Origin of the sequence: Cryobacterium sp. Hh11 (genome assembly GCF_004404045.1) — a bacterium.
GTDB lineage: Bacteria > Actinomycetota > Actinomycetes > Actinomycetales > Microbacteriaceae > Cryobacterium > Cryobacterium levicorallinum.
This window is the reverse complement of record NZ_SOHF01000007.1, coordinates 1-18,955: the sequence shown is the minus strand read 5'-3', so window position 1 is coordinate 18,955 and position 18,955 is coordinate 1. Positions and strand designations below refer to the sequence as shown.

Below are 18,955 nucleotides of genomic sequence, written 5' to 3'. Positions count from 1 at the left end.
TGTTGAAAGACACGATATATCGCGTTCCTGAAAGTTGCAATCAGTACAGAAAAATATCCAGCCACTGGCGATTGTGGGCGTGTACCAGCACGGCGAACACCACGACGTCGAATAGAAGGTGCACGCAGACCACGTAGGTGAGCGAGCGAGTGCGGGCAAAGGTGTAGCCCTGCAGCAGCGCGAACGGCACGGTCAGCAGCGGCCCCCAGGCCTGGTAGCCGAGCTCCCAGAGGAACGACGCGAAGATCACGGCCTGCAAAATATTGGCCTGCCAATCGGCAAAGTGCCGCCGCAGCAAGGTGAAGGCGACGCAGATGAAGAAGAGTTCGTCCCAGATCCCCACGAAGCCCACGCCCACGAACAGTCGGGCAATCTCATCGGGAGCGGTCACCGCTGGCCAATTCTGGTACGCGCCGCTTCCGATGAAGTAGCTCGGCAGAATCAGGTACCCGAGCAGCACTACGAGTGGCAGGTAGGCGCGTTCGAGCCGGGTCCAGCGTTGCCCGGTGCGAATCGGAAACCGGATCGCGTGGTCCTTGAAGTAGTACCGCGAGAGCAGATACGGCACGAGCACCGACAGGCTGAGCACCGTGCCCATCAGGGCGATATTCGGGTAGCTGATGTTCGCCTCAACCGAGATGGTGCTGATGATCCCCAGCCCAACGGCAATCAGCAGCAGATCGCGAAACAGCGCCCGATTGATCAGGAACGCGAGCGCCAGGGCCGCCGCCAGCACGCCATAGCCGGCCACCGGCATCCGCAGCGCAAACAGCAGCACAGCGGATGCGCTCACCAGCGCCGCCGGAATCAGCCCCCACCGCGGTCTAGTACCCATGCTGCACCCTACCCAGAGCACCTCCCAATTTAACGAGAGCGGAAAAAGTGCTGCTTCGGCACCCCGGAGGCAGCGATTTTCCCGCTCTCGCGGGGAGGGCCTAGATTCGAGGGATGAAGCGTTTTCCCAGCGACCCGGTCGCGATCTTGCAGCACCTCGTGCGCATCGATTCGGTCAATCCTGACCTGGTTCCCGGGGCGGCGGGTGAAGCCCAGATCGCAATCTGGTGCAGTGAATGGCTGCTCGAGCAGGATTTTCAGGTCACCCTGCTCGAGCAGGTTCCCGGGCGGCCCTCGGTCGTCGGCATTAAACGCGGCACCGGCGGCGGACGCTCGCTCATGCTCAACGCCCACCTCGACACGGTCGGCGTCGCCACCTACGCGGGCGATCCGTTCAGCGGCGACCTTCGCGCCGGCCGGGTGTACGGGCGTGGGGCCGTCGACACCAAGAGCGGGCTCGCGGCCATCCTCGTGGCGGCAGCGCGGGCATCCGCTGTCGGGCTGGCCGGGGATGTGATCGTGACGCTGGTCGCCGACGAAGAATTCGGCAGCATCGGAACGGAAGAGGTGCTGCGCACATTGAGCGCCGATGCCGCCCTAGTGATCGAGCCGAGCAGCCTGGAACTGACCACAGCGCACCGCGGATTCGCCTGGTTCGAGCTCTGCCTGACCGGCCTGGCCGCGCACGGATCGCAGCCGGAGCTCGGCGTGGATGCCATCTGGCATGCCGGGCTCGCGCTGCGTGCCCTCGACGAGCTGCGGCAGCAGCTGAACTCGGCCCCGGCGCATGCCACACTCGGCCACGGTGCCGTGCGGGTGTCGAAGATTGTCGGTGGTGACGATGCCGCCACGGTCGCGGCCCGCTGCGTGCTCACCCTGGAACGACGGATGCTGCCCGGCGAGTCCCCGGAGCGCGTCGAGTCCGAGCTGCGGGCACTGTTCACCGAGCTGGCGCGCACGGAGCCGCAGTTTCGGTTTGAGCTGACCCGGCTGGTGGCGCGGGCTGCCTTTGAGGCCGAGCCGCACTGGCCGATCCTGCGCGCGCTCAGTGGCAATGCCGAGCGGGTGCTCGGCCACCCGGCGAAAACGCGCGGCGAACCGTTCTGGACCGACGCCGGACTTATTCTCGAAGCCGGTATCCCGTGTGTGGTGTTCGGTGCCGAAGGTGAAGGCCTGCACGCCGACACGGAATGGGTCGACGCGCAGTCGGTGCGCGCGCTCGCCGAGATTCTTGAGGGCACGATCACCCAGTTCTGCGGGCCTACAGTCGGCTGATTCGCTCCCACCCCCGGCCCTCGTGCCACGATTCAATGACCAGATGCGTGTTGTCGGAGTCGATGTAGGTGAGCACGACCTCGTGTACGTGCAGCTCGAAACTGGATGTATCCGGCGGATCGGTCGGTTCCGGATCGGTCACCACCAGCACCCCGGCCAGTTTCGCGTCGCCGGCCCACTCCGACGGCTGCCCGACTGGCGGCTCGAGGGTTGGCGAGTGGATGGCCACCCGCGGGTCCCGCAGCACATCGTGCAGCTTGAGCGAATGGGGCATCATGCCCAGGGTGATGCGCCCGTTGTTGATCACGAGCTCGGTGCCGCTGATCCGCGGGGCACCATTCCGGCGCAGGGAGGCCATTGTCTTGTTGGTGCCCGCGTCGAATCGTGAGCGTACCCGCGCTGCGAACTGCGGAGCATCCGCTTCAATTTCTCGCTATGTTGCCATGCGTTGAACGCTACCTCTCGGCACCGACAAGAGGGCTTAACGCACCGCGCAGTAGCTACCCGGCAACGCGCTCGGCATCAGGATCAGGCACCGGCGAGACGGCCGCGGGGCGGCGGACTGCGAAGAAGGGGATCGTGCGCTGGCAGAGGGGGCCGATCAAGACGGCGAACAGCACGGTGCCGATTCCTACGTTGCCGCCGAGCACCCAGCCGATGCCGAGCACCATCACCTCGATGCCGGTGCGCACGATCCAGATTTTCCAGCCGGTGCGCTGGTGCAGCCCGGTCATCAGGCCGTCGCGCGGGCCGGGGCCGAAGTGTGCCCCGATATAGAGGCCGGTGGCGACGGCGATCAGCAGGAGTCCCGCGGCGAACAGGAGGATGCGGGCCCAGAGGTCGAGGTCGGCCGGAATGAGCCACAGTCCAACATCGGCTGACGGGCCAACGAGCAGCGCGTTGAGCAGAGTGCCGGCACCGGGCTTCTGGCGGATGGGGATCCAGAGCAGGAGTACGACACCGCTCAGCAGAATCGTGATCAGCCCGAAGCCGAGGTGCGTGTGGTTGTCGATGCCCTGGGCGAGAACATCCCACGGGGCGACGCCGATGGCGGCGCGCACGATCAACGCGATGCCGATTCCGTAGAGGAACAGGCCAATCAGCAGTTGAATCACACGACGAGTCACGAGAATTCAGTCTAAATGCCGCTCGGCGCCCACGTCGGCCACCGGTCCCTGTGGGGCTCAGCGGCCGAGGATGATTCCGCGGTTGAGGAAGAACGGCTGGGGGTCGATCCTGACGCCGTCAACCCGAACCTCGACGTGGGTGTGACAGCCGGTGGACAGGCCGGTGCTGCCGACCCGTCCGATCTGTTGGCCGGCGCCGACCCGATCGCCGACATTGACCAGGGTCTCATCGTCGGCCAAATGGGCGTAACCGGTCTGTATGCCTTCGCCGTGGTCGATCAGTATCCAGTTGCCGTAGCTGCCGACCGCTCCGGCGGCGCGCACAGTGCCGGTGGTGGCCGCGAAGACCGGTGCCAGGCAACCCGCTCCAATGTCGGTGCCGTAGTGGAACGCGCCCACCCCGGGGAGGGGGCGGACCGGCCTGGGCCCGTAGACATCCGTTGTGGGGCCGCTAGCTGGATTTGCCCAGCCCTGATCGCTCAGCTGGCCGTAGTCGGTTGGAGTGATCGGACGCAGGTCAAGTCCGGCCAGGCTGGCAGCGGCACTCGCGGCCTGAGCTGCGGCGTCGACCAGGGCCAGGCCGGCAGCTTCGACGTCGTTTTGGGCAGCGTCGAGCGCGGCCCGGCTTGCGTCGACCGACAGGCTGCTCGCGGCAGCACGAGTCTCGGCATCTTGCTCGTTCAGCCGCTGCGCTCGGGCTTCGTCGGCCTCGGCGCGGGCCTGAATCGTCTCGATATTGTCGGTGACATGATCCAGCTGGTCGAGTGTGCTGAGCTGGTCGAGCACGTTGCCGAGGGAATTGCCGCCGAGGAAGACCTCGGTCACGACAGCGCCGGATTGCTGCTGCGCTAGTTTGCGCGCGAGCACGGCAAAGCTTCGTTTGGAGTCGGCGGCTTGCTGCGTGGCTTCCACGGCGAGCCGGTGCACCAGTGCGGAGCGACCGCGCGCGAGCGTCTGACTCGCCTGCGTCGACTCGAGCGTACGCTGGGCGGTGGCCCGCACCGCCTCCGTTGACTGTGACCGGGTGAGCGCCAGGGCCAAGGCCGCGGCTCTTTGTGTCGAGTCTTGTTGAGCGGATGCGCGCTGCGCGGCCGCCAGCATGGCGGCCGCCTGACTCTCGGCGAGGGCGGTTGCGGCTGTCGCGCGAACGACTGCGGCCGCTGCCTGGGCTGCCGCCTGCGCCTCGAGGCCAGTGTCACTGGGAGTCGGCGCTACCTTGGGTAGATCGGGTAGATCGACAACGGGCGGGATCGGTCCGTCTGTCGGCTCGGGAACTGGTTCGTTGTCCGGTTCTGGGGTCGGTTCGACCGTGGGTTCCGGGGTCGGCTCGACGGTCGGTTCTGGGGTCGGTTCTGGGGTCAGTTCGACCGTGGGCTCCGGGGTTGGCTCAGTCGTGGGTTCTGGCGTCGGCGTCGGTTCGGGGGTCGCTTCGGTCGTGGGCTCGGGAGTGGGCTCCGCGGTCGGTTCTGCCGTCGGCGTGGGCGTCGGGCTGCTGGTTGGTTCGCTGGTTGGTTCGGCGGTTGGTTCGGCGGTCGGTTCAGCGCTCGGTTCCGGGTTCGCGCTCACGGTCGGCGTGGACGTGTCGGTCGAACCGGCTGGAAGTTCACCGGCGCTCGCCGCGATCGGGGCGCCGAAGAGGAGCAGCGCGGTCACGATAATGATCGCCAGCGGGCCGCTTGGCCCCCGATGTGTCGCGGCCCACTGCCGTGCTCGCAGGAGAAGCGCAGCGGGACCGTGACTTGGGGCTAACAACATCGGCAAACCTGATCCATTCGGGTATGGACTAACGCGGGCGGGCTGGCGTGGCGACAGTATGGCACGCCAGCCCCACGCTCACAACGGGTCAAACGAGCAGTCCAAGGTGCCTATAAGGTGCGGTTCGCACTAGACCAGCTCGGGCGCTTCGCATTCCGCTGCCGCGCGCACTGCACCCGAAGCCACGAGCGCCACCACTCCCTCAATTTCGGGGGAGAGAAAGCGATCGTGGCCGGGCCCGGCGGCCACGGTGCGCACGAGGTCGCGTACCGCGCCGCTCGCGGCGCCCGGCTCAAGCGGTGCCCGCAGATCGAGCGAGCGCGCCGCCGTCATGATCTCGATCGCGAGCACCCGGCCGAGCCCGTCGAGCGAACGGCGCAGCTTGCGGGCCGCATGCCAGCCCATCGAGACGTGGTCTTCCTGCATCGCCGACGAGGGAATCGAATCAACGGATGCCGGCACCGCCAGCCGCTTGAGCTCCGACACGATCCCGGCCGCTGTGTATTGGGCGATCATGAGCCCGGAGTCCACGCCTACCTCGTGCGCGAGGAACCGCGGCAGGCCCTTGCTGCGGCTCCCATCGAGGTGACGGTCGGTGCGTCGCTCACTCATGCTCGCGACATCCGCTGCGGCAATGGCGAGAAAATCGAGCACGTAGCCGAGCGGGGCGCCGTGAAAGTTGCCGTTCGACATAACTCGGCCGTCGACCGTGACAACCGGGTTGTCGATGGCGCTGTCCAGCTCGCGGCCGGCCACGAGGGCGGCGTGGGTGGCGGTGTCACGTGCGGCGCCGTGCACCTGCGGGGCGCAACGCAACGAGTAGGCGTCTTGCACCGAGGGATCCTCGGGGCCGGCGTGGCTCGCGACGAGCGGGGAGCCCTGCAGCAGTCGGCGCAGGTTGGCGGCGCTGTCGGCCTGGCCGAGCTGGGGCCGCAGTTGCTGCAGATCCGCCGCGAAGACAGCATCCGTTCCGAGCAGAGCCTCGACACTCATCGCCGCGGCGATGTCGGCGGTCACGAGCAGGCGGGCCAGGTCGTCGAGGGCGAGCACGAGCATGCCGAGCATGCCGTCGGTGCCGTTGATCAGGGCGAGGCCCTCTTTTTCGGCGAGCACGACCGGCCTGATGCCGGCTGTGGCGAGGGCGTCACCGCCGCCGAGCAGGGCGCCGCTGGCATCGCGCGCCTGCCCCTCGCCCATCACGACGAGCGCGCAGTGGGCGAGCGGCGCGAGGTCGCCGGAGCAGCCGAGCGAGCCGTATTCGTGCACGACCGGGGTTATTTGCGCGTTGAGCACGGCCGCGTAGGTCTCGGCGGTGGCCGGGCGCACGCCGGTTCGCCCGGTCATCAGCGTCGAAAGCCGCAGCAGCATGAGGGCGCGTACGACCTCGCGTTCCACTTCGGGGCCGCTGCCGGCGGCGTGCGAGCGCACCAGGCTCGCCTGCAGCTGCGCGCGCCGGTCGGAGGTGATGAACGTCGTCGCGAGGGCGCCGAAACCGGTCGAGATCCCGTAGTGCGGTTCGGTGTCAGCCGCGAGGGCATCGATGATGGTGCGGGTCGCTGCCACTTGCTGGAGGCTGGCCGGATCGAGGCTGACGCGCGCATTGTGCCTCGCGACGGCGATCACGTCGGCGAAGGAAAGGGCGCCGGTTCCGACGACAACGGTGGCTGCGATAACGGATGCCCCGCTCTGGTCGTGCGCGGATGCGGAAGTCTGAGGTGTGGTCGTGAGGGTCATGGTTCGATTCGACACCCCCAGGGCCCCAGACGATAGGGCGCTAGGCTGCTTCGTGTCCGGCATACCGGACAGAGGTAATCGTCCTGAACGAACGCGGCAGCATTTTCTTCGACTCGAAGTGGCAGCCGCTCGGCGAGGACGCGAGAGGAACGCCATGGCGACCGCATCGAAGGTTCCGGCCGCCGAAAGCACGCTGCGCGTGCTGACCCACCTCGCTGCGCAGCGCGGACCGACACCGGCGGCCGCCGTGGCCAGCGCTCTTGGATTGCCGCGCTCGACCGTCTACCAGCTGCTCGATGTGCTCGTGGCGCAGGGATTCGTCGTGCACCTGCCCGAGGAACACCGCTACGGACTCGGCATCGCCGCCTTCGAGCTGAGCACGGGATTCAGCCGCCAGGAGCCACTCTCCCGGCTCGGTCGCCCGTTGATTGCCCAGCTTGTCGACCGGCTGGGGGAGAGTGCGCACCTCGTGGTGCTGCACGGCCGCGACGTGATCTACCTGGTCGAAGAGCGCGCCGCGCACCGCCCCTCGCTCGTTTCCGACGTCGGCGTGCGGCTGCCAGCGCACCTCACTGCGAGCGGTCGCGCCCTGCTGGCGGCGCTTCCGGCGGCCCAATTGCGCGCTCTGTACCCCAGCCAGGCCGCGCTCGAGCAGCGCGACGGCCGGGGCCCGCGCTCCCGGCTTGAGTTGCGGGCGGTACTCGATCGAGTGCGAACCGATACCTACGCCACCGAAAATGGCGAAATCACGCCGGGCATCGCCTCGGTCGCGCTCGCCGTACGCGATCATGCGGGATGGCCCGCCGCCGCGATCGCGGTGACCTTTGCGCACGACCGCTTCCCGGACGACGACTGGCCGGCGCTCGCTGCAACCGTGGCGGCGACGGCCGCCGAGCTGTCCCGCCGCATCGGTGGCCGCCCGCGCTAACGCCTCACGCCGCGCCTCACGCCGCGCCTCACGCCGCGCCTCACGCCGCGCCTCGCGGCACTTTTTAGAGATGCGGGCACTCGTTCCATTTGGTGCCTCGGTCTACAACGAGTGCCACGAGCCCGGTTCCGCCCGCAGGTGCTGCGACGGGCTAGCCCTGGCGGGCCTTCGCGCGGGGGTTGAGCTTGTTGATCACAAAGGTTCGACCGCGGCGCCGCACGATTTGCGATCCCGGAACCTTCTTGAGCGCCTTGAGGGAATTGCGTACCTTCATTTATTTCTCCATTGCTTATTGAGAACGAATATCACTTAGAGTAACAGGCATGCAGACAGAAACGTATCTTCGGGTGAATGTGGTGAGCGGCCTGGCCGGCGCCGGTAAATCCTCGGTGGCCCTGACCCTCGGGCGGCAGCCATTCGCCCTGACCACCTCCGTGTCCGATGCCCTGCGCACGGTGCTCACCGAGGTTGCCGACGCGGTGCCGGGCGGCCGGGGGGAGGCATGCGCCATTGATGTCTTCGTCGAAGCGCCAACCGCCGTGGGCCCGCTGGAAATTGCCAGTTCCCTCGTTGAAACCGGCGACTCGCCGGAGCGAATGGCGAATGGGCATGCGGTGCGGCTCGGTGACCTCATCACCGTGCTCGATGCCGGGCGATTCTGGGCCGACCTGCGCAGCGAAGCCCTCGCGCCGGTCCCGGAAGAACACGACGTCAACTTCTCCGATACCCACGACGATCCCGACCGCACCGTCGGTGACGTATTGATCGAGCAGGTCGAGTGGGCCAGCATCGTCGTGATCAATAAGACCGACCTCGTGCACGCCCGCGACGCTGCCGATATTCGGGACTTCGTGCGCCTGCTCAACCCGGCCAGTCACGTCGTGTTTGCCGAACACGGCCGCGGCAGCGCCGAGGGCTGGCCGGTGCCGCGCCGGGACATGTTCGCCTGGCTGCAACGCAGTCCCGGCTGGGTACGCCAGCTCAACGGTGACGCCCTGCTCTCACGCAGTCCGCAGGGGCTGATCTGCGTCGTCTACCGTGACGTGCGCCCGTTCCATCCGCTGCGCCTGGCCGAATTCTTTCGTGACCGCGCCGAGGAGTCGGGTGAGATCCTGCGTTCCCGTGGCCTGTTTCGCCTCGCCACTCGGCCGTCGACGGTCGGCTCGTGGAGCAGTGCCGGCCCCACGATCACCTTCGAACCGACCGGCATGCAGAGCCATGACCCGGATTCCCCGCTAGGCCAGGAGATCGCCTTCTTCGGACGTGACCTCAACGCCCGTCTGCTCAGCGCCAACCTCGATGCCTGCCTGCTCACCGACGCTGAATTTCTCGCCGGACCCATGTTCTGGAACACCCTGGCCGACCCGTTCCCCGCCTGGGTGCTCGAAAGCGCCGCCTGAGTTACAGGCTCTTGGCGAAGCAGACGCTGAACTCTTCGCCGACGTACTGGCCGAACAAATCGATCTGTTCGTAGCCGCGACCGCGGTACAGCGCCATCGCCGCGTGTTGTAGTGGGCCGGTTTCCAAGGCGAGAGAGCGGATGCCGCGGCCAGCGGCATCCGCTTCGATGCGGTCGAGCAGGAGGCCGGCTATGCCGCGCCCCCGAACCTCGTCGTAAACGAACAGTCGCTTCAGCTCGGCAGTCAGATCGGAGCCGAGTGGAACCAGGGCGGCCATGCCGCAGGCTGCGCCGTCTTCGTTCCTGGCCACGTAGACGGCAACGCCCGGGCGTTCGAGCTGGTCGGTGCTGAGCAGAAAGCTGTTCTCCTCCGGGTAGAGGGAGTGCGCGAAGACGGTGCCGGCCGCCAACAGCGCCTCAACGTCGGCCTGACGCGGCGGCTCGATACTGATCGAAATGGTCATGTCCTCAGAATAGAGCGAGGCAATGTGTACCCATTTGCGTGACTTTTCAGGAGGCATAGGGTAACGTTTATAGGTCGGCTCTTGACACCGCGCTGTGCGCGGATGGGTTTGTAAGTCAAGTTGGGCCGGTTTCCCAGTAATCCGCTGGTGAAAAATCACTGTATGTGAACGGCCCCGACCACAGATTGCTCGGGTTCTCAGTTACGTCGCGTGTGCGATGTTGTTCTGCCATGTACTGAACACAACCCAGAGATATCTTTATGCCTCAAGGCAATTCGCACAACTCCACCGTCGGTCGTGGCGGTAAGAACTTCGATCCCAAGTACGCCTCCAAGGGCGGATCGGGCCACGGCGGTTCCAACAACGCCGGCAGTAAGAGCCCCGGACACCGCGGATACCGCGCTGACGAGGGTGCCCCCAAGAAGCAGCGCTGGAATGCAGACGAGCGCGCCGCGCGCTCGAACGAGCGTCCCTCGAGCGAACGTCCGGCCTACGGCTCGCGTTCCGTTCGCCCCGAAAACGGCGGCCGCACCAACACCGAGCGCAACGAGCGCCCGGCCTACAACAACGACCGTCCGGCTCGCACCGAGCGTCCCTCCTATGGTGACCGCGCGCCGCGCACCGATCGTCCGGCCTACAACAACGACCGTCCGTCGTATGGTGACCGCAACAGCGCTCCCCGTACGGAGCGTCCGTCCTATGGTGACCGTGCTCCGCGTACCGACCGTCCGGCCTACAACAACGACCGCCCGTCCTATGGTGACCGCAACAGCGCTCCCCGTACCGAGCGTCCGTCCTACGGTGACCGTGCTCCGCGCACCGACCGTCCGGCCTACAACAACGACCGCCCGTCCTATGGTGACCGCAACAGCGCTCCCCGTACCGAGCGTCCGTCCTACGGTGACCGTGCTCCGCGTACCGACCGTCCCGCCTACAACAACGACCGTCCGGCTCGTACCGAACGTCCCTCCTACGGTGACCGCAACAGCGCTCCCCGCACCGAGCGTCCGTCCTACGGAGACCGCGCCCCGCGCAGCTTCGAAGACCGCGCCCCGCGCCGCTCCAACGATGACCGCCCGCCCCGTCGCGACTTCGGTAACGACCGTCCCAGCGACGGCGACAGCAAGTTCTACCCGAAGCGCAGCGAAGAGGGCGTCAAGCCCACCTTCGCCGGTGGCGAAGACGTCGTCCTCGAGCGTCTCGAAGCCATTGCAACGACCGCGTCCGACGTTGTCGGCGTAACCTTCGGCGATCTCGGCCTCGGCGAGAACATCGTTCGCGAGCTCGCCACCCTCGGCGCTCCGGCCCCGTTCCCGATCCAGGCCGCGACCATCCCCGACGTTCTCGCCGGTCGCGATGTGCTCGGCCGTGGCAAGACCGGATCCGGCAAGACCATCGCCTTCGCTGCTCCCCTGGTTGAAAAGCTCATGGAGAACAACGGCGCCAAGGACCGCAAGCACGCCCGCAAGCCGCGCGCGCTCATCCTGGCCCCGACCCGTGAGCTCGCGCTGCAGATTGACCGCACCGTGCAGCCCATCGCCCGCAGCGTCGGCCTCTTCACCACCCAGATCTACGGCGGAGTTCCGCAGTACCGTCAGGTGAGCGCCCTCCAGCGCGGCGTCGACATCATCGTTGGCACCGCCGGACGCATCGAAGACCTCATCGACCAGGGTCGCCTTGACCTGAGCGAAGTCGTTATCACCGTGCTCGACGAGGCCGACTACATGTGCGACCTCGGATTCCTCGAGCCCGTACAGCGCATCCTGCGTCAGACCAAGGCCGGCGGCCAGAAGTTGCTCTTCTCCGCCACCCTCGACAAGGGCGTTGCCTCGCTGGTCAAGGAATTCCTGACCAACCCGGCCGTGCACGAGGTCGCCGGCGAAGACCAGGCGTCCTCCACGATCGACCACCGCGTGCTCGTCATCGAACACCGCGACAAGAGCCGCATCATCGAAGAGCTCGTCAACCGTGAGGGCAAGACGCTCATCTTCAGCCGCACCCGGGCCTACGCTGAGCAGCTCGCCGACCAGCTCGAAGACGCCGGAGTCAAGGCCACCAGCCTGCACGGTGACCTCAACCAGGCCCGTCGTACCCGTAACCTGCAGATGCTCACGAGTGGCCGGGTCAACGTGCTCGTCGCAACGGATGTCGCTGCTCGCGGAATCCACGTCGACGACATCGACCTGGTCATCCAGGCCGACGCCCCCGACGAGTACAAGACGTACCTGCACCGTGCCGGCCGGACCGGCCGCGCGGGCAAGACCGGAACCGTCGTGACGCTCATCCCCAAGCAGCGCAAGCGCCGCATGGACGAGTTGCTCGACCGTGCCGAGATTGACGCGAGCTACACCTCCGCCACCCCCGGTGACGCGGCTGTACGCGAACTCGCCAACATCTAGCATCCGTTTGAACTAAAAGGGGCACTCGCCAACGGCGGGTGCCCCTTTTTCGCGCCCGGCGCCCAGTGGGTTGTGCGAACCCGGCCGCGTCTGCCAGAATTACTTTCCGAACGATCGGTAAGTTCGCGATCGTTCCCGCAGGCACCCGCAGCCACACGCAGACACCGTCGTCAGGAGAGAATATGGCCGAGGCCTACCTCGTTGGAGGAGCACGCACCCCCGTAGGCCGCTACGGCGGAGCGCTGGCCACGGTTCGTCCCGACGACCTCGCCGCGCTCGTCGTCGGCGAGGTCGTACGCCGCGCCGACATCGACCCCGGCCTGATCGAGGAGATCATCTTCGGCGCCGCCACCCAGGCCGGCGAAGATAACCGCAACGTCGCCCGCATGGCAGGGCTGCTCGCCGGGCTGCCCGACCACGTGCCCGGAATTACCGTCAACCGGCTCTGCGCCTCCGGAATGTCCGCCATCACGATGGCCGCCCAGGCGATCCGCGCCGGCGACGCCGATCTCATGATCGCCGGCGGCGTCGAATCAATGACCCGCGCACCCTGGGTTCAGGCCAAGCCCGAGCGCCCCTGGGCCAAGCCCGGCGCCCAGTTCGACACCTCCATCGGCTGGCGGTTCGTCAACCCCAAACTCGCCGCCCGCGACAAGGCCACCTTCTCCATGTCGGAGACGGCCGAGGAGGTCGCCCGGCTCGACGGCATTACCCGCTTAGAAGCGGATGCCTTCGCCCTCCGCAGCCATCAGCGCGCCGCTGCCGCGATCGATGCGGGCCACTTCGTTGACGAAATCGTCGGCGTGCCCACCCAAAAAGGCGAGGTACTCGTCGATGAGGGCCTGCGCCGGGACACCACCCTCGAGGGCCTCGCCGCCCTGCGCCCCATCGTCGCGGGCGGCTCCGTCGTCACGGCCGGCAACGCGAGCTCGCTCAACGACGGCTCCTCGGCGATTCTGGTCGCGAGCGGTGAGGCCGTGAAAAAGTACGGCCTGACGCCGCGCGCCCGCGTCGTCGTCGGCGCGAGCGTCGGCCTGGCCCCCGAGATCATGGGCCTCGGCCCGGTCGTCGCCACCCAGCGTGCCCTCGAGCGCAGCGGCCTCGACATCGCCGACCTCGGGGCGATCGAGCTCAACGAAGCCTTCGCCACCCAGTCCATCGCCTGCATCCGTCGCCTCGGCCTCGATGAGGAGATCGTCAACCGGGATGGCGGGGCGATCGCGCTCGGGCATCCGCTGGGATCGAGCGGAGCGCGCCTGGTCGTGACCCTGCTGGCCCGCATGGAACGGGAAAATGCCGGGCATGGCCTCGCCACGATGTGCATCGGCGTCGGCCAGGGCTCGGCCCTCATTCTGGAGCGGGTCTAGTGTCGAAAGGCACGACCGCCGTAATCGTCACTGTGGAGGATGTCTGATGTCTGTTTCTGACCTGGAACTCGGTGATCGCGGCGAATACGGCGTGCCCGACCGGGTTGGCGTGCTCGGCGGCGGGCGCATGGGCGCCGGCATTGCCCACGCCTTCCTGCTGGCCGGTGCCCGCGTGGTATTGGTTGAACGCAACGACATCGAAGCGGATGCCGCGCGCGAGCGTGTGCTGCGCGCCGTCGACGCGAGCATTGCCCGCGGGGCCACCGGCGAAACCCGTCCCGAACTCGAGGCCCGCCTCGCCGTCGGCGCCGACTTCGGTCTGTTCAGCGACCGGGAACTTGTCGTGGAGGCCGTCCCCGAGATACGCGCGCTGAAGGTCGACGCCCTGCAAAGGGTCGAAGCAGAGCTTCCCGATGACGCAGCGCTCGCCAGCAACACCTCCTCGATATCGATCGACGACCTCGCCTATGAGCTGAAACGTCCGGCCCGCTTTCTCGGCCTGCACTTCTTCAACCCGGTTCCCGCCTCGAACTTGGTCGAACTGGTCACCGGCAGCGCGACCTCGGCTGAATTGGTAGCGGATGCCCAAAGCTGGGTCTCCGCCCTCGGCAAGACTCCGATCACCGTCAGCGATGCCCCCGGATTCGCCTCCTCCCGGCTCGGAGTGGCCCTCGGACTCGAGGCCATCCGCATGCTCGAAGAGGGGGTCGCGAGCGCCTCGGATATCGACGCCGCCATGATGCTCGGCTACAAGCATCCGGTTGGACCGTTGAAACTGACCGACCTGGTCGGGCTCGACGTGCGGCTCGGAATCGCCGAATACCTGCACAAACAGCTCGGCGCCCGCTTCGAACCGCCGGCGCTGCTGCGCCGGCTCGTCGCCGAGGGCAAGCTCGGCCGCAAGTCCGGCCAGGGCTTCTACCGCTGGGACGAGGCCTGATGCCCGCCCGGACCACGCAAGGCAATCTCGAAAACGCACCCAATCCGTTGGCCGAGCTTGCCGAGACCGCCATTCCGACAACGCGACCCATCCTCGAAAACGCACCCCATCCCACCGCCAAGGAGGCGCCCATGACGACCATTCTGCCCAGCTACGTTCAGGGCGCCTGGTGGACCCCGACCGATGCCTCGACCGGTACCGACGTCTGTGACGCCTCGACCGGCGAGGTCGTCACCCGCGTCAGCACCCACGGCCTCGATCTGGCCGCCGCGCTCGAATACGCGCGCACGGTCGGCCAAAAATCGCTCGGGGAGCTCACGTTTCACCAGCGTGCCGTGCTGCTCAAGCAGATGGCGCTGCTGCTGACCCAGCGCAAGCAGGAGCTCTACGCGCTCTCCAGCCGCACCGGCGCCACCAAGGTCGACTCCTGGGTCGACATCGACGGCGGAATCGGCGTGCTGTTCAGCTACTCCTCCAAGGGCCGCCGTGAACTGCCCAACGCCCGTGTCTACGTCGACGGACCGGTCGAGCCGCTCTCCAAGGACGGCTCCTTCATCGCCCGCCATATTTACTCCCGCCTGCCCGGCGTGGCCGTGCAGATCAACGCCTTCAACTTTCCGGTCTGGGGTGCCCTGGAGAAGTTCGCGCCGGCATTCCTGGCCGGCGTGCCGACCCTGGTCAAGCCCGCGACCCCCTCCGGCTACCTTGCCGAGGCCTTCGTGCGCATCCTCGCCGAATCCGGCCTGCTGCCGGAAGGCTCGCTGCAGCTCGTCTCCGGCAGCGTGCCGACCCTGTTCGACGACGTGCGCCTCGGCGACCTCGTCGCCTTCACCGGATCGGCCTCTACCGCCGAGAAGCTGCGCGCGAGCGACTCCGTGCAGACCGGGGGAGTGCGCTTCACCAACGAGACCGACTCGATCAACGCCTCCGTCCTCGGAACGGATGCGGCCAAGGGCACCCCCGAATTCGACGCGTTCGTCAAGCAGGTCGTCACCGAAATGACGGTCAAGGCCGGCCAGAAGTGCACCGCCATCCGCCGCGTGATCGTGCCGCGCGCGGTGATGGACGACGTGGTCGCGGCCGTGCACGCACGGATCAGCGAACGCATCGTGCTCGGAGACCCGCGCGCCCAGGGCGTGACCATGGGACCGCTCGCCTCCACTGCCCAGCGCCTCGAGGTGCTCAAGCAGGTCGCTCGCCTGCAGGAGGCAGGCGGCAAGCTGGTCGTCGGCCAAACGGATGCCCCCGCCGTTCTGCACGCGGACGGCACGACCGGGTTTGCTCCCGACGGCGCTTTCGTCGAGCCGCTGCTGCTGCGCTTCGACGATGCGTCGGCCGCCGCCGTGCACGAGGTCGAGGCCTTTGGCCCGGTCTCCAGCGTGCTCGGCTACGACACCATCGATGAGGCCATCGCCCTCGTTCGGCGCGGCGGCGGATCGCTCGTGACCAGCATCGCCACGCACGACCCGTCAGTGGCCGTCGCCCTGATGACCGGCATCTCGGCCTTCAACGGTCGGGTACTCGTGCTCGACCGTGACGACGCCCGCACCTCTACCGGGCACGGTTCGCCGGTGCCGCAGCTCGTGCACGGCGGCCCAGGCCGGGCCGGCGGCGGCGAAGAGCTCGGCGGCATCCGCGCGGTGCTGCACCACATGCAGCGCACCGCCATTCAGGGCTCACCCGAGATGCTCACGGCGATCACCGGAATCTGGCACCAGGGGGCGACTGCGCGAGCCGGCTCCACGCATCCGTTTCGAAAGAGCCTGGCCGAGCTCGTGATTGGCGATCAGATCGTGTCGGCCTCGCGCACGGTGACCCTCGACGACATCGAAACCTTCGCCCAGTTCACCGGAGACACCTTCTACGCCCACATGGACGAAGCGGCCGCCGCAGCGAACCCGTTCTTCCCTGGCCGGGTGGCCCACGGCTACCTGCTCGTCTCTTGGGCCGCCGGCCTGTTCGTCGATCCGGCCCCCGGACCGGTACTCGCGAACTCCGGCCTCGAGAACCTGCGCTTTGTCACGCCGGTTTCGCCCGGCGACAGCATCCGCGTCGCGCTCACCGCGAAGCAGATCACTCCGCGCGAGACCGACGACTATGGCGAGGTGCGCTGGGATGCCGTGCTGACCAACCAGAACGACGAGCTGGTGGCGTCCTACGACGTGCTCACCCTGGTTGCCAAGCACTAACTTCCACCAGGGAATTCGGGCGGGCCCGCGCATCGAGCGCGGGCCCGCAGTCGTGAGCTCGGTCCGCGGTCGGGCGCGCCCCTCGGTCGTGATCGAGCCCGCTCGCTACACGGGCAGGGGCACGGTGGTTCCGCGCGTGGACGCCCGGGCGTTGACGGTGGTCCTGGGTCGCGGCGACAGAGGAGCGGCCGGCATGGAGTCGTCCTCGCTCACTATGACCAGTCCCTGGGCGCTGTTGGCCGAACGGCTCAGGTCTTCGATCCACTGGCGGTTGAGGGTGGCCGCCCTACCTCCCACAAACTTGAAGTAGAGCGGAATAGCGGGATTGAGCCAGATCGAACTGCGCCCGGACCCCACCTCAGCGGAATCGCGCCAGGACAGCAGAAAGCTCTCGCCGCGGCGCAGCTTCTGAACGATCACCAATTGCAGGTGTGCCAGGGTGCGGTCGTCGATCTCCACGATGACTCGGTCATAGGTAAGAGAGCCCATGAATGCCTTCCAATCAAATTCAGCAATGTCGCTCATCTCAGTATCTCGGCCGCGCCAGGAGAGCACTAGAGGCCAACGGCCCCACCTGCCCCCCCAGTTCGTCCGGGGCCCGGGGCCGGAACCTGAGCCCAGCTTACAAACTGGGCCCGCGTTCGTAAGGTGGGCCCGGCATCCGCTCAGCACTAGCGTGATTCAACCGGCGTCGTCGTCTGTGGTGCCGGCGCGAACGCGCGCGATCGTCTCCCACGCCGCCACGGCAACCAGAATGACCGAGGTCGCGACGCCCAGCCCGAGCGGAGTCACGAGGGCGGCGGCCGCACCGGCCACGGCGAGCACGGCAATTCCGACGACGTGCGAGATGAGCACGGTGCGCGCGACGATCCAGCGAAACAGCAGCAGCCCGACGAGGTAGAACAGCGGCCCACCGACCAGCGTGACGGCCACCGGAAGCGTCATGACATCCTCCGGATGCTCGAGCACTGATTTGTCCGCGACCGAGGTCAGCACGATTCCGGCGATGACGATCGCGTGCACGTAGGTATAGGCGAGTCGAGCGATGCGGCCCGGCTCGCTCGACGCGGCGATTGCCTTGCTCCCGGCACGCTCTCCGTGATCGAAATAGAGCCACCACATGGCCACGCCGTTCACAAAGGCGAGAAACAGACCGGCAATCCCCAAAGCGGATACCTCCTGGTCGACAAATGCAAACCCGGTCACCAAAAAGGACTCGCCGATCGCGATGATCACGAACAGGGCGCTGCGCTCGGCAATATGCGGGCCGGAGACATCCCAGTCGTCGACACCGGGTGCTTTCAGCCCGGGAACGCGAAACCCGAGGCTCGCGGACCCGTACTCGATGGCGAGGGCGATGAGCCAGGCCGGCAGGCGATAGGTCAGCGGCAGCAGCGCCCCGACGATCCAGAAGGCGCCGGCTGCCGACAGCCACAGCAGAATGCGCAAAAAGGTCGCGTGCAGGGCCGGATCGTGCCGGGCGAGGGCCAGAACCATGAACACCGTGCGCCCGAGTTGCAAGGCCACATACGCGATGGCGAAGATCAGCCCCTGGTCACCGAAGGAATCGTAGATCGAGGTACTGATGACGAGACCCACGAGGGAGAGGCCGATGACGACACCGCGCACCGGCAGCCTGGCCGGATCGAGCCAGTTTGTCACCCAGGTCGTATACACCCACAGCCACCACAGGGCGAGCACGAGAATGATCGACTCCAGTGCACCTACCCAGGACTGGTTGGCATACAGATAGCGCGAGAGTTGAGTCAGAGCAAAGACGAAAATGAGGTCGAAAAACAACTCGATGTAGGTGACGCGCTCGCTGCGCTCGGTGTCCTCCGGCCGCAGCAGGCTTCGCCGAAACCCGAGACGCAGAATCCAAGCGCGATGCTCAAGCGGATGCTGCTGCGTCGTCTTCGATGATCGGCTCACGTCCCCAGTCTCCCGCAAGCCCCCGACATCCGCAGTTCCAATTCCGCCTCACTTACGTTCCGGGCCTGGAACCCGGGCCCAGCCGATAACCGGGGCCCGCCTTCACCGGGTGGGCCCGGTGTGTGAGTGAATGACGAGGGCCCGTTGGGGCGGGTGGATACCGAGCACGGCATTGCGTCCGGGCCCGGGCCCGGACGCTGGGCCCATGTTCTATCGTGGGCCCGGTTCCGTAGGGTGGGCCCGGCTTCCGAGCTAGGTATGGGGAGTTGGGTGCGGACCGGTGCGACACGCCCGGGTGGGGGGCGTTTTGACGGGTGGGTGGTCTGGCCGTAATGTATCTATACGTACCCCAAAGGTGCGGAAAGCCGCAGTGCTTCCCGGCCTCATGTGGGACCATCTTCTAGCTATATCAGCTTCACGGTTCGTGTTTCACGTTCTCGGTTGTTGGGCTAGGATTGTAAGTCCTTCTTGCTGTTTCTGCTTGGTTGAGTTCCGTGGTTTTGGTCGCTGTTTTGCGCCTGAAACTGGGTGTTTCCTCGATTTGACAGGGACTGGTTAGAGGGTCTAAGTTAGACAAGTTGCCCCGGAGCGACAGCCCAGTTTAGGGCCTGA

The 18,955-nt window shown here is 66.9% G+C and carries 16 protein-coding genes; 7 read left to right on the top strand and 9 right to left on the bottom strand.

Annotation, left to right across the window (positions count from 1 at the left end; all coding sequences use genetic code 11):
• Positions 1 to 40 precede the first annotated feature (40 nt).
• Positions 41 to 835 (bottom strand): CPBP family intramembrane glutamic endopeptidase, encoded by a 795-nt coding sequence (locus E3T46_RS02050; RefSeq protein ID WP_134577278.1) that lies wholly within the window; start codon positions 833 to 835, stop codon positions 41 to 43.
• Between the two features lie 113 nt (positions 836 to 948).
• On the opposite strand from E3T46_RS02050, the gene E3T46_RS02045 reads away from it, so the two are divergent.
• Complete coding sequence (locus tag E3T46_RS02045; protein WP_134577277.1) at positions 949 to 2,109, top strand: M20/M25/M40 family metallo-hydrolase; 1,161 nt, start codon at positions 949 to 951, stop codon at positions 2,107 to 2,109.
• Here the strand turns inward: E3T46_RS02045 and E3T46_RS02040 are convergent.
• From E3T46_RS02040 to hutH, 4 genes are all read right to left on the bottom strand, one after another.
• Entirely contained in the window at positions 2,096 to 2,467 is a 372-nt protein-coding gene (locus E3T46_RS02040) for a pyridoxamine 5-phosphate oxidase (protein ID WP_198419091.1), read from the bottom strand. The two genes, E3T46_RS02045 and E3T46_RS02040, sit on opposite strands and share 14 nt — an antisense overlap.
• 142 nt (positions 2,468 to 2,609) lie before the next feature.
• Positions 2,610 to 3,236: a hypothetical protein gene (locus E3T46_RS02035; RefSeq protein ID WP_134443051.1), complete on the bottom strand. Its 627-nt coding sequence runs from the start codon at positions 3,234 to 3,236 to the stop codon at positions 2,610 to 2,612.
• A gap of 57 nt (positions 3,237 to 3,293) precedes the next feature.
• Positions 3,294 to 4,889 carry a peptidoglycan DD-metalloendopeptidase family protein gene (locus E3T46_RS02030; protein ID WP_134577276.1) on the bottom strand — a complete coding sequence of 532 codons (1,596 nt, stop codon included), beginning with the start codon at positions 4,887 to 4,889 and terminating at the stop codon, positions 3,294 to 3,296.
• Between the two features lie 231 nt (positions 4,890 to 5,120).
• Positions 5,121 to 6,725, bottom strand: a complete 1,605-nt coding sequence (gene hutH / locus E3T46_RS02025; RefSeq protein ID WP_134577275.1) for a histidine ammonia-lyase — start codon at positions 6,723 to 6,725, stop codon at positions 5,121 to 5,123.
• 154 nt (positions 6,726 to 6,879) lie between these two features.
• On the opposite strand from hutH, the gene E3T46_RS02020 reads away from it, so the two are divergent.
• Complete coding sequence (locus E3T46_RS02020) at positions 6,880 to 7,653, top strand: IclR family transcriptional regulator (RefSeq protein ID WP_134577274.1); 774 nt, start codon at positions 6,880 to 6,882, stop codon at positions 7,651 to 7,653.
• A gap of 151 nt (positions 7,654 to 7,804) precedes the next feature.
• On the opposite strand, the gene ykgO is transcribed toward E3T46_RS02020, so the two are convergent.
• Positions 7,805 to 7,927, bottom strand: coding sequence for a type B 50S ribosomal protein L36 (ykgO, locus tag E3T46_RS02015; RefSeq protein WP_035839829.1), 123 nt, complete (start codon positions 7,925 to 7,927; stop codon positions 7,805 to 7,807).
• A 49-nt stretch (positions 7,928 to 7,976) separates the two neighbouring features.
• On the opposite strand from ykgO, the gene E3T46_RS02010 reads away from it, so the two are divergent.
• Positions 7,977 to 9,053: a GTP-binding protein gene (locus tag E3T46_RS02010; RefSeq protein WP_134577273.1), complete on the top strand. Its 1,077-nt coding sequence runs from the start codon at positions 7,977 to 7,979 to the stop codon at positions 9,051 to 9,053.
• 1 nt (position 9,054) lies between these two features.
• On the opposite strand, the gene E3T46_RS02005 is transcribed toward E3T46_RS02010, so the two are convergent.
• A complete protein-coding gene (locus E3T46_RS02005) occupies positions 9,055 to 9,516 on the bottom strand; it encodes a GNAT family N-acetyltransferase (RefSeq protein ID WP_134577272.1) in 462 nt (153 codons plus the stop codon).
• 260 nt (positions 9,517 to 9,776) lie between these two features.
• Here E3T46_RS02005 and E3T46_RS02000 point away from each other — a divergent pair, with 260 nt between their 5' ends.
• From E3T46_RS02000 to paaZ, 4 genes are all read left to right on the top strand, one after another.
• On the top strand, positions 9,777 to 11,915 hold the full coding sequence (locus E3T46_RS02000; RefSeq protein ID WP_134577271.1) for a DEAD/DEAH box helicase: 2,139 nt from the start codon (positions 9,777 to 9,779) through the stop codon (positions 11,913 to 11,915).
• Between the two features lie 182 nt (positions 11,916 to 12,097).
• On the top strand, positions 12,098 to 13,282 hold the full coding sequence (locus tag E3T46_RS01995; protein ID WP_134577270.1) for an acetyl-CoA C-acyltransferase: 1,185 nt from the start codon (positions 12,098 to 12,100) through the stop codon (positions 13,280 to 13,282).
• A 46-nt stretch (positions 13,283 to 13,328) separates the two neighbouring features.
• Entirely contained in the window at positions 13,329 to 14,222 is an 894-nt protein-coding gene (locus E3T46_RS01990) for a 3-hydroxyacyl-CoA dehydrogenase family protein (RefSeq protein ID WP_134577269.1), read from the top strand.
• Positions 14,223 to 14,353: 131 nt separating this feature from the next.
• On the top strand, positions 14,354 to 16,411 hold the full coding sequence (gene paaZ, locus E3T46_RS01985; protein WP_134577268.1) for a phenylacetic acid degradation bifunctional protein PaaZ: 2,058 nt from the start codon (positions 14,354 to 14,356) through the stop codon (positions 16,409 to 16,411).
• A gap of 105 nt (positions 16,412 to 16,516) precedes the next feature.
• On the opposite strand, the gene E3T46_RS01980 is transcribed toward paaZ, so the two are convergent.
• Both E3T46_RS01980 and E3T46_RS01975 read right to left on the bottom strand, forming a co-directional pair.
• Entirely contained in the window at positions 16,517 to 16,936 is a 420-nt protein-coding gene (locus tag E3T46_RS01980) for an ATP-dependent DNA ligase (RefSeq protein ID WP_347232598.1), read from the bottom strand.
• A 156-nt stretch (positions 16,937 to 17,092) separates the two neighbouring features.
• Positions 17,093 to 18,343 carry a low temperature requirement protein A gene (locus E3T46_RS01975; protein ID WP_166790152.1) on the bottom strand — a complete coding sequence of 417 codons (1,251 nt, stop codon included), beginning with the start codon at positions 18,341 to 18,343 and terminating at the stop codon, positions 17,093 to 17,095.
• Positions 18,344 to 18,955: the final 612 nt, after the last annotated feature.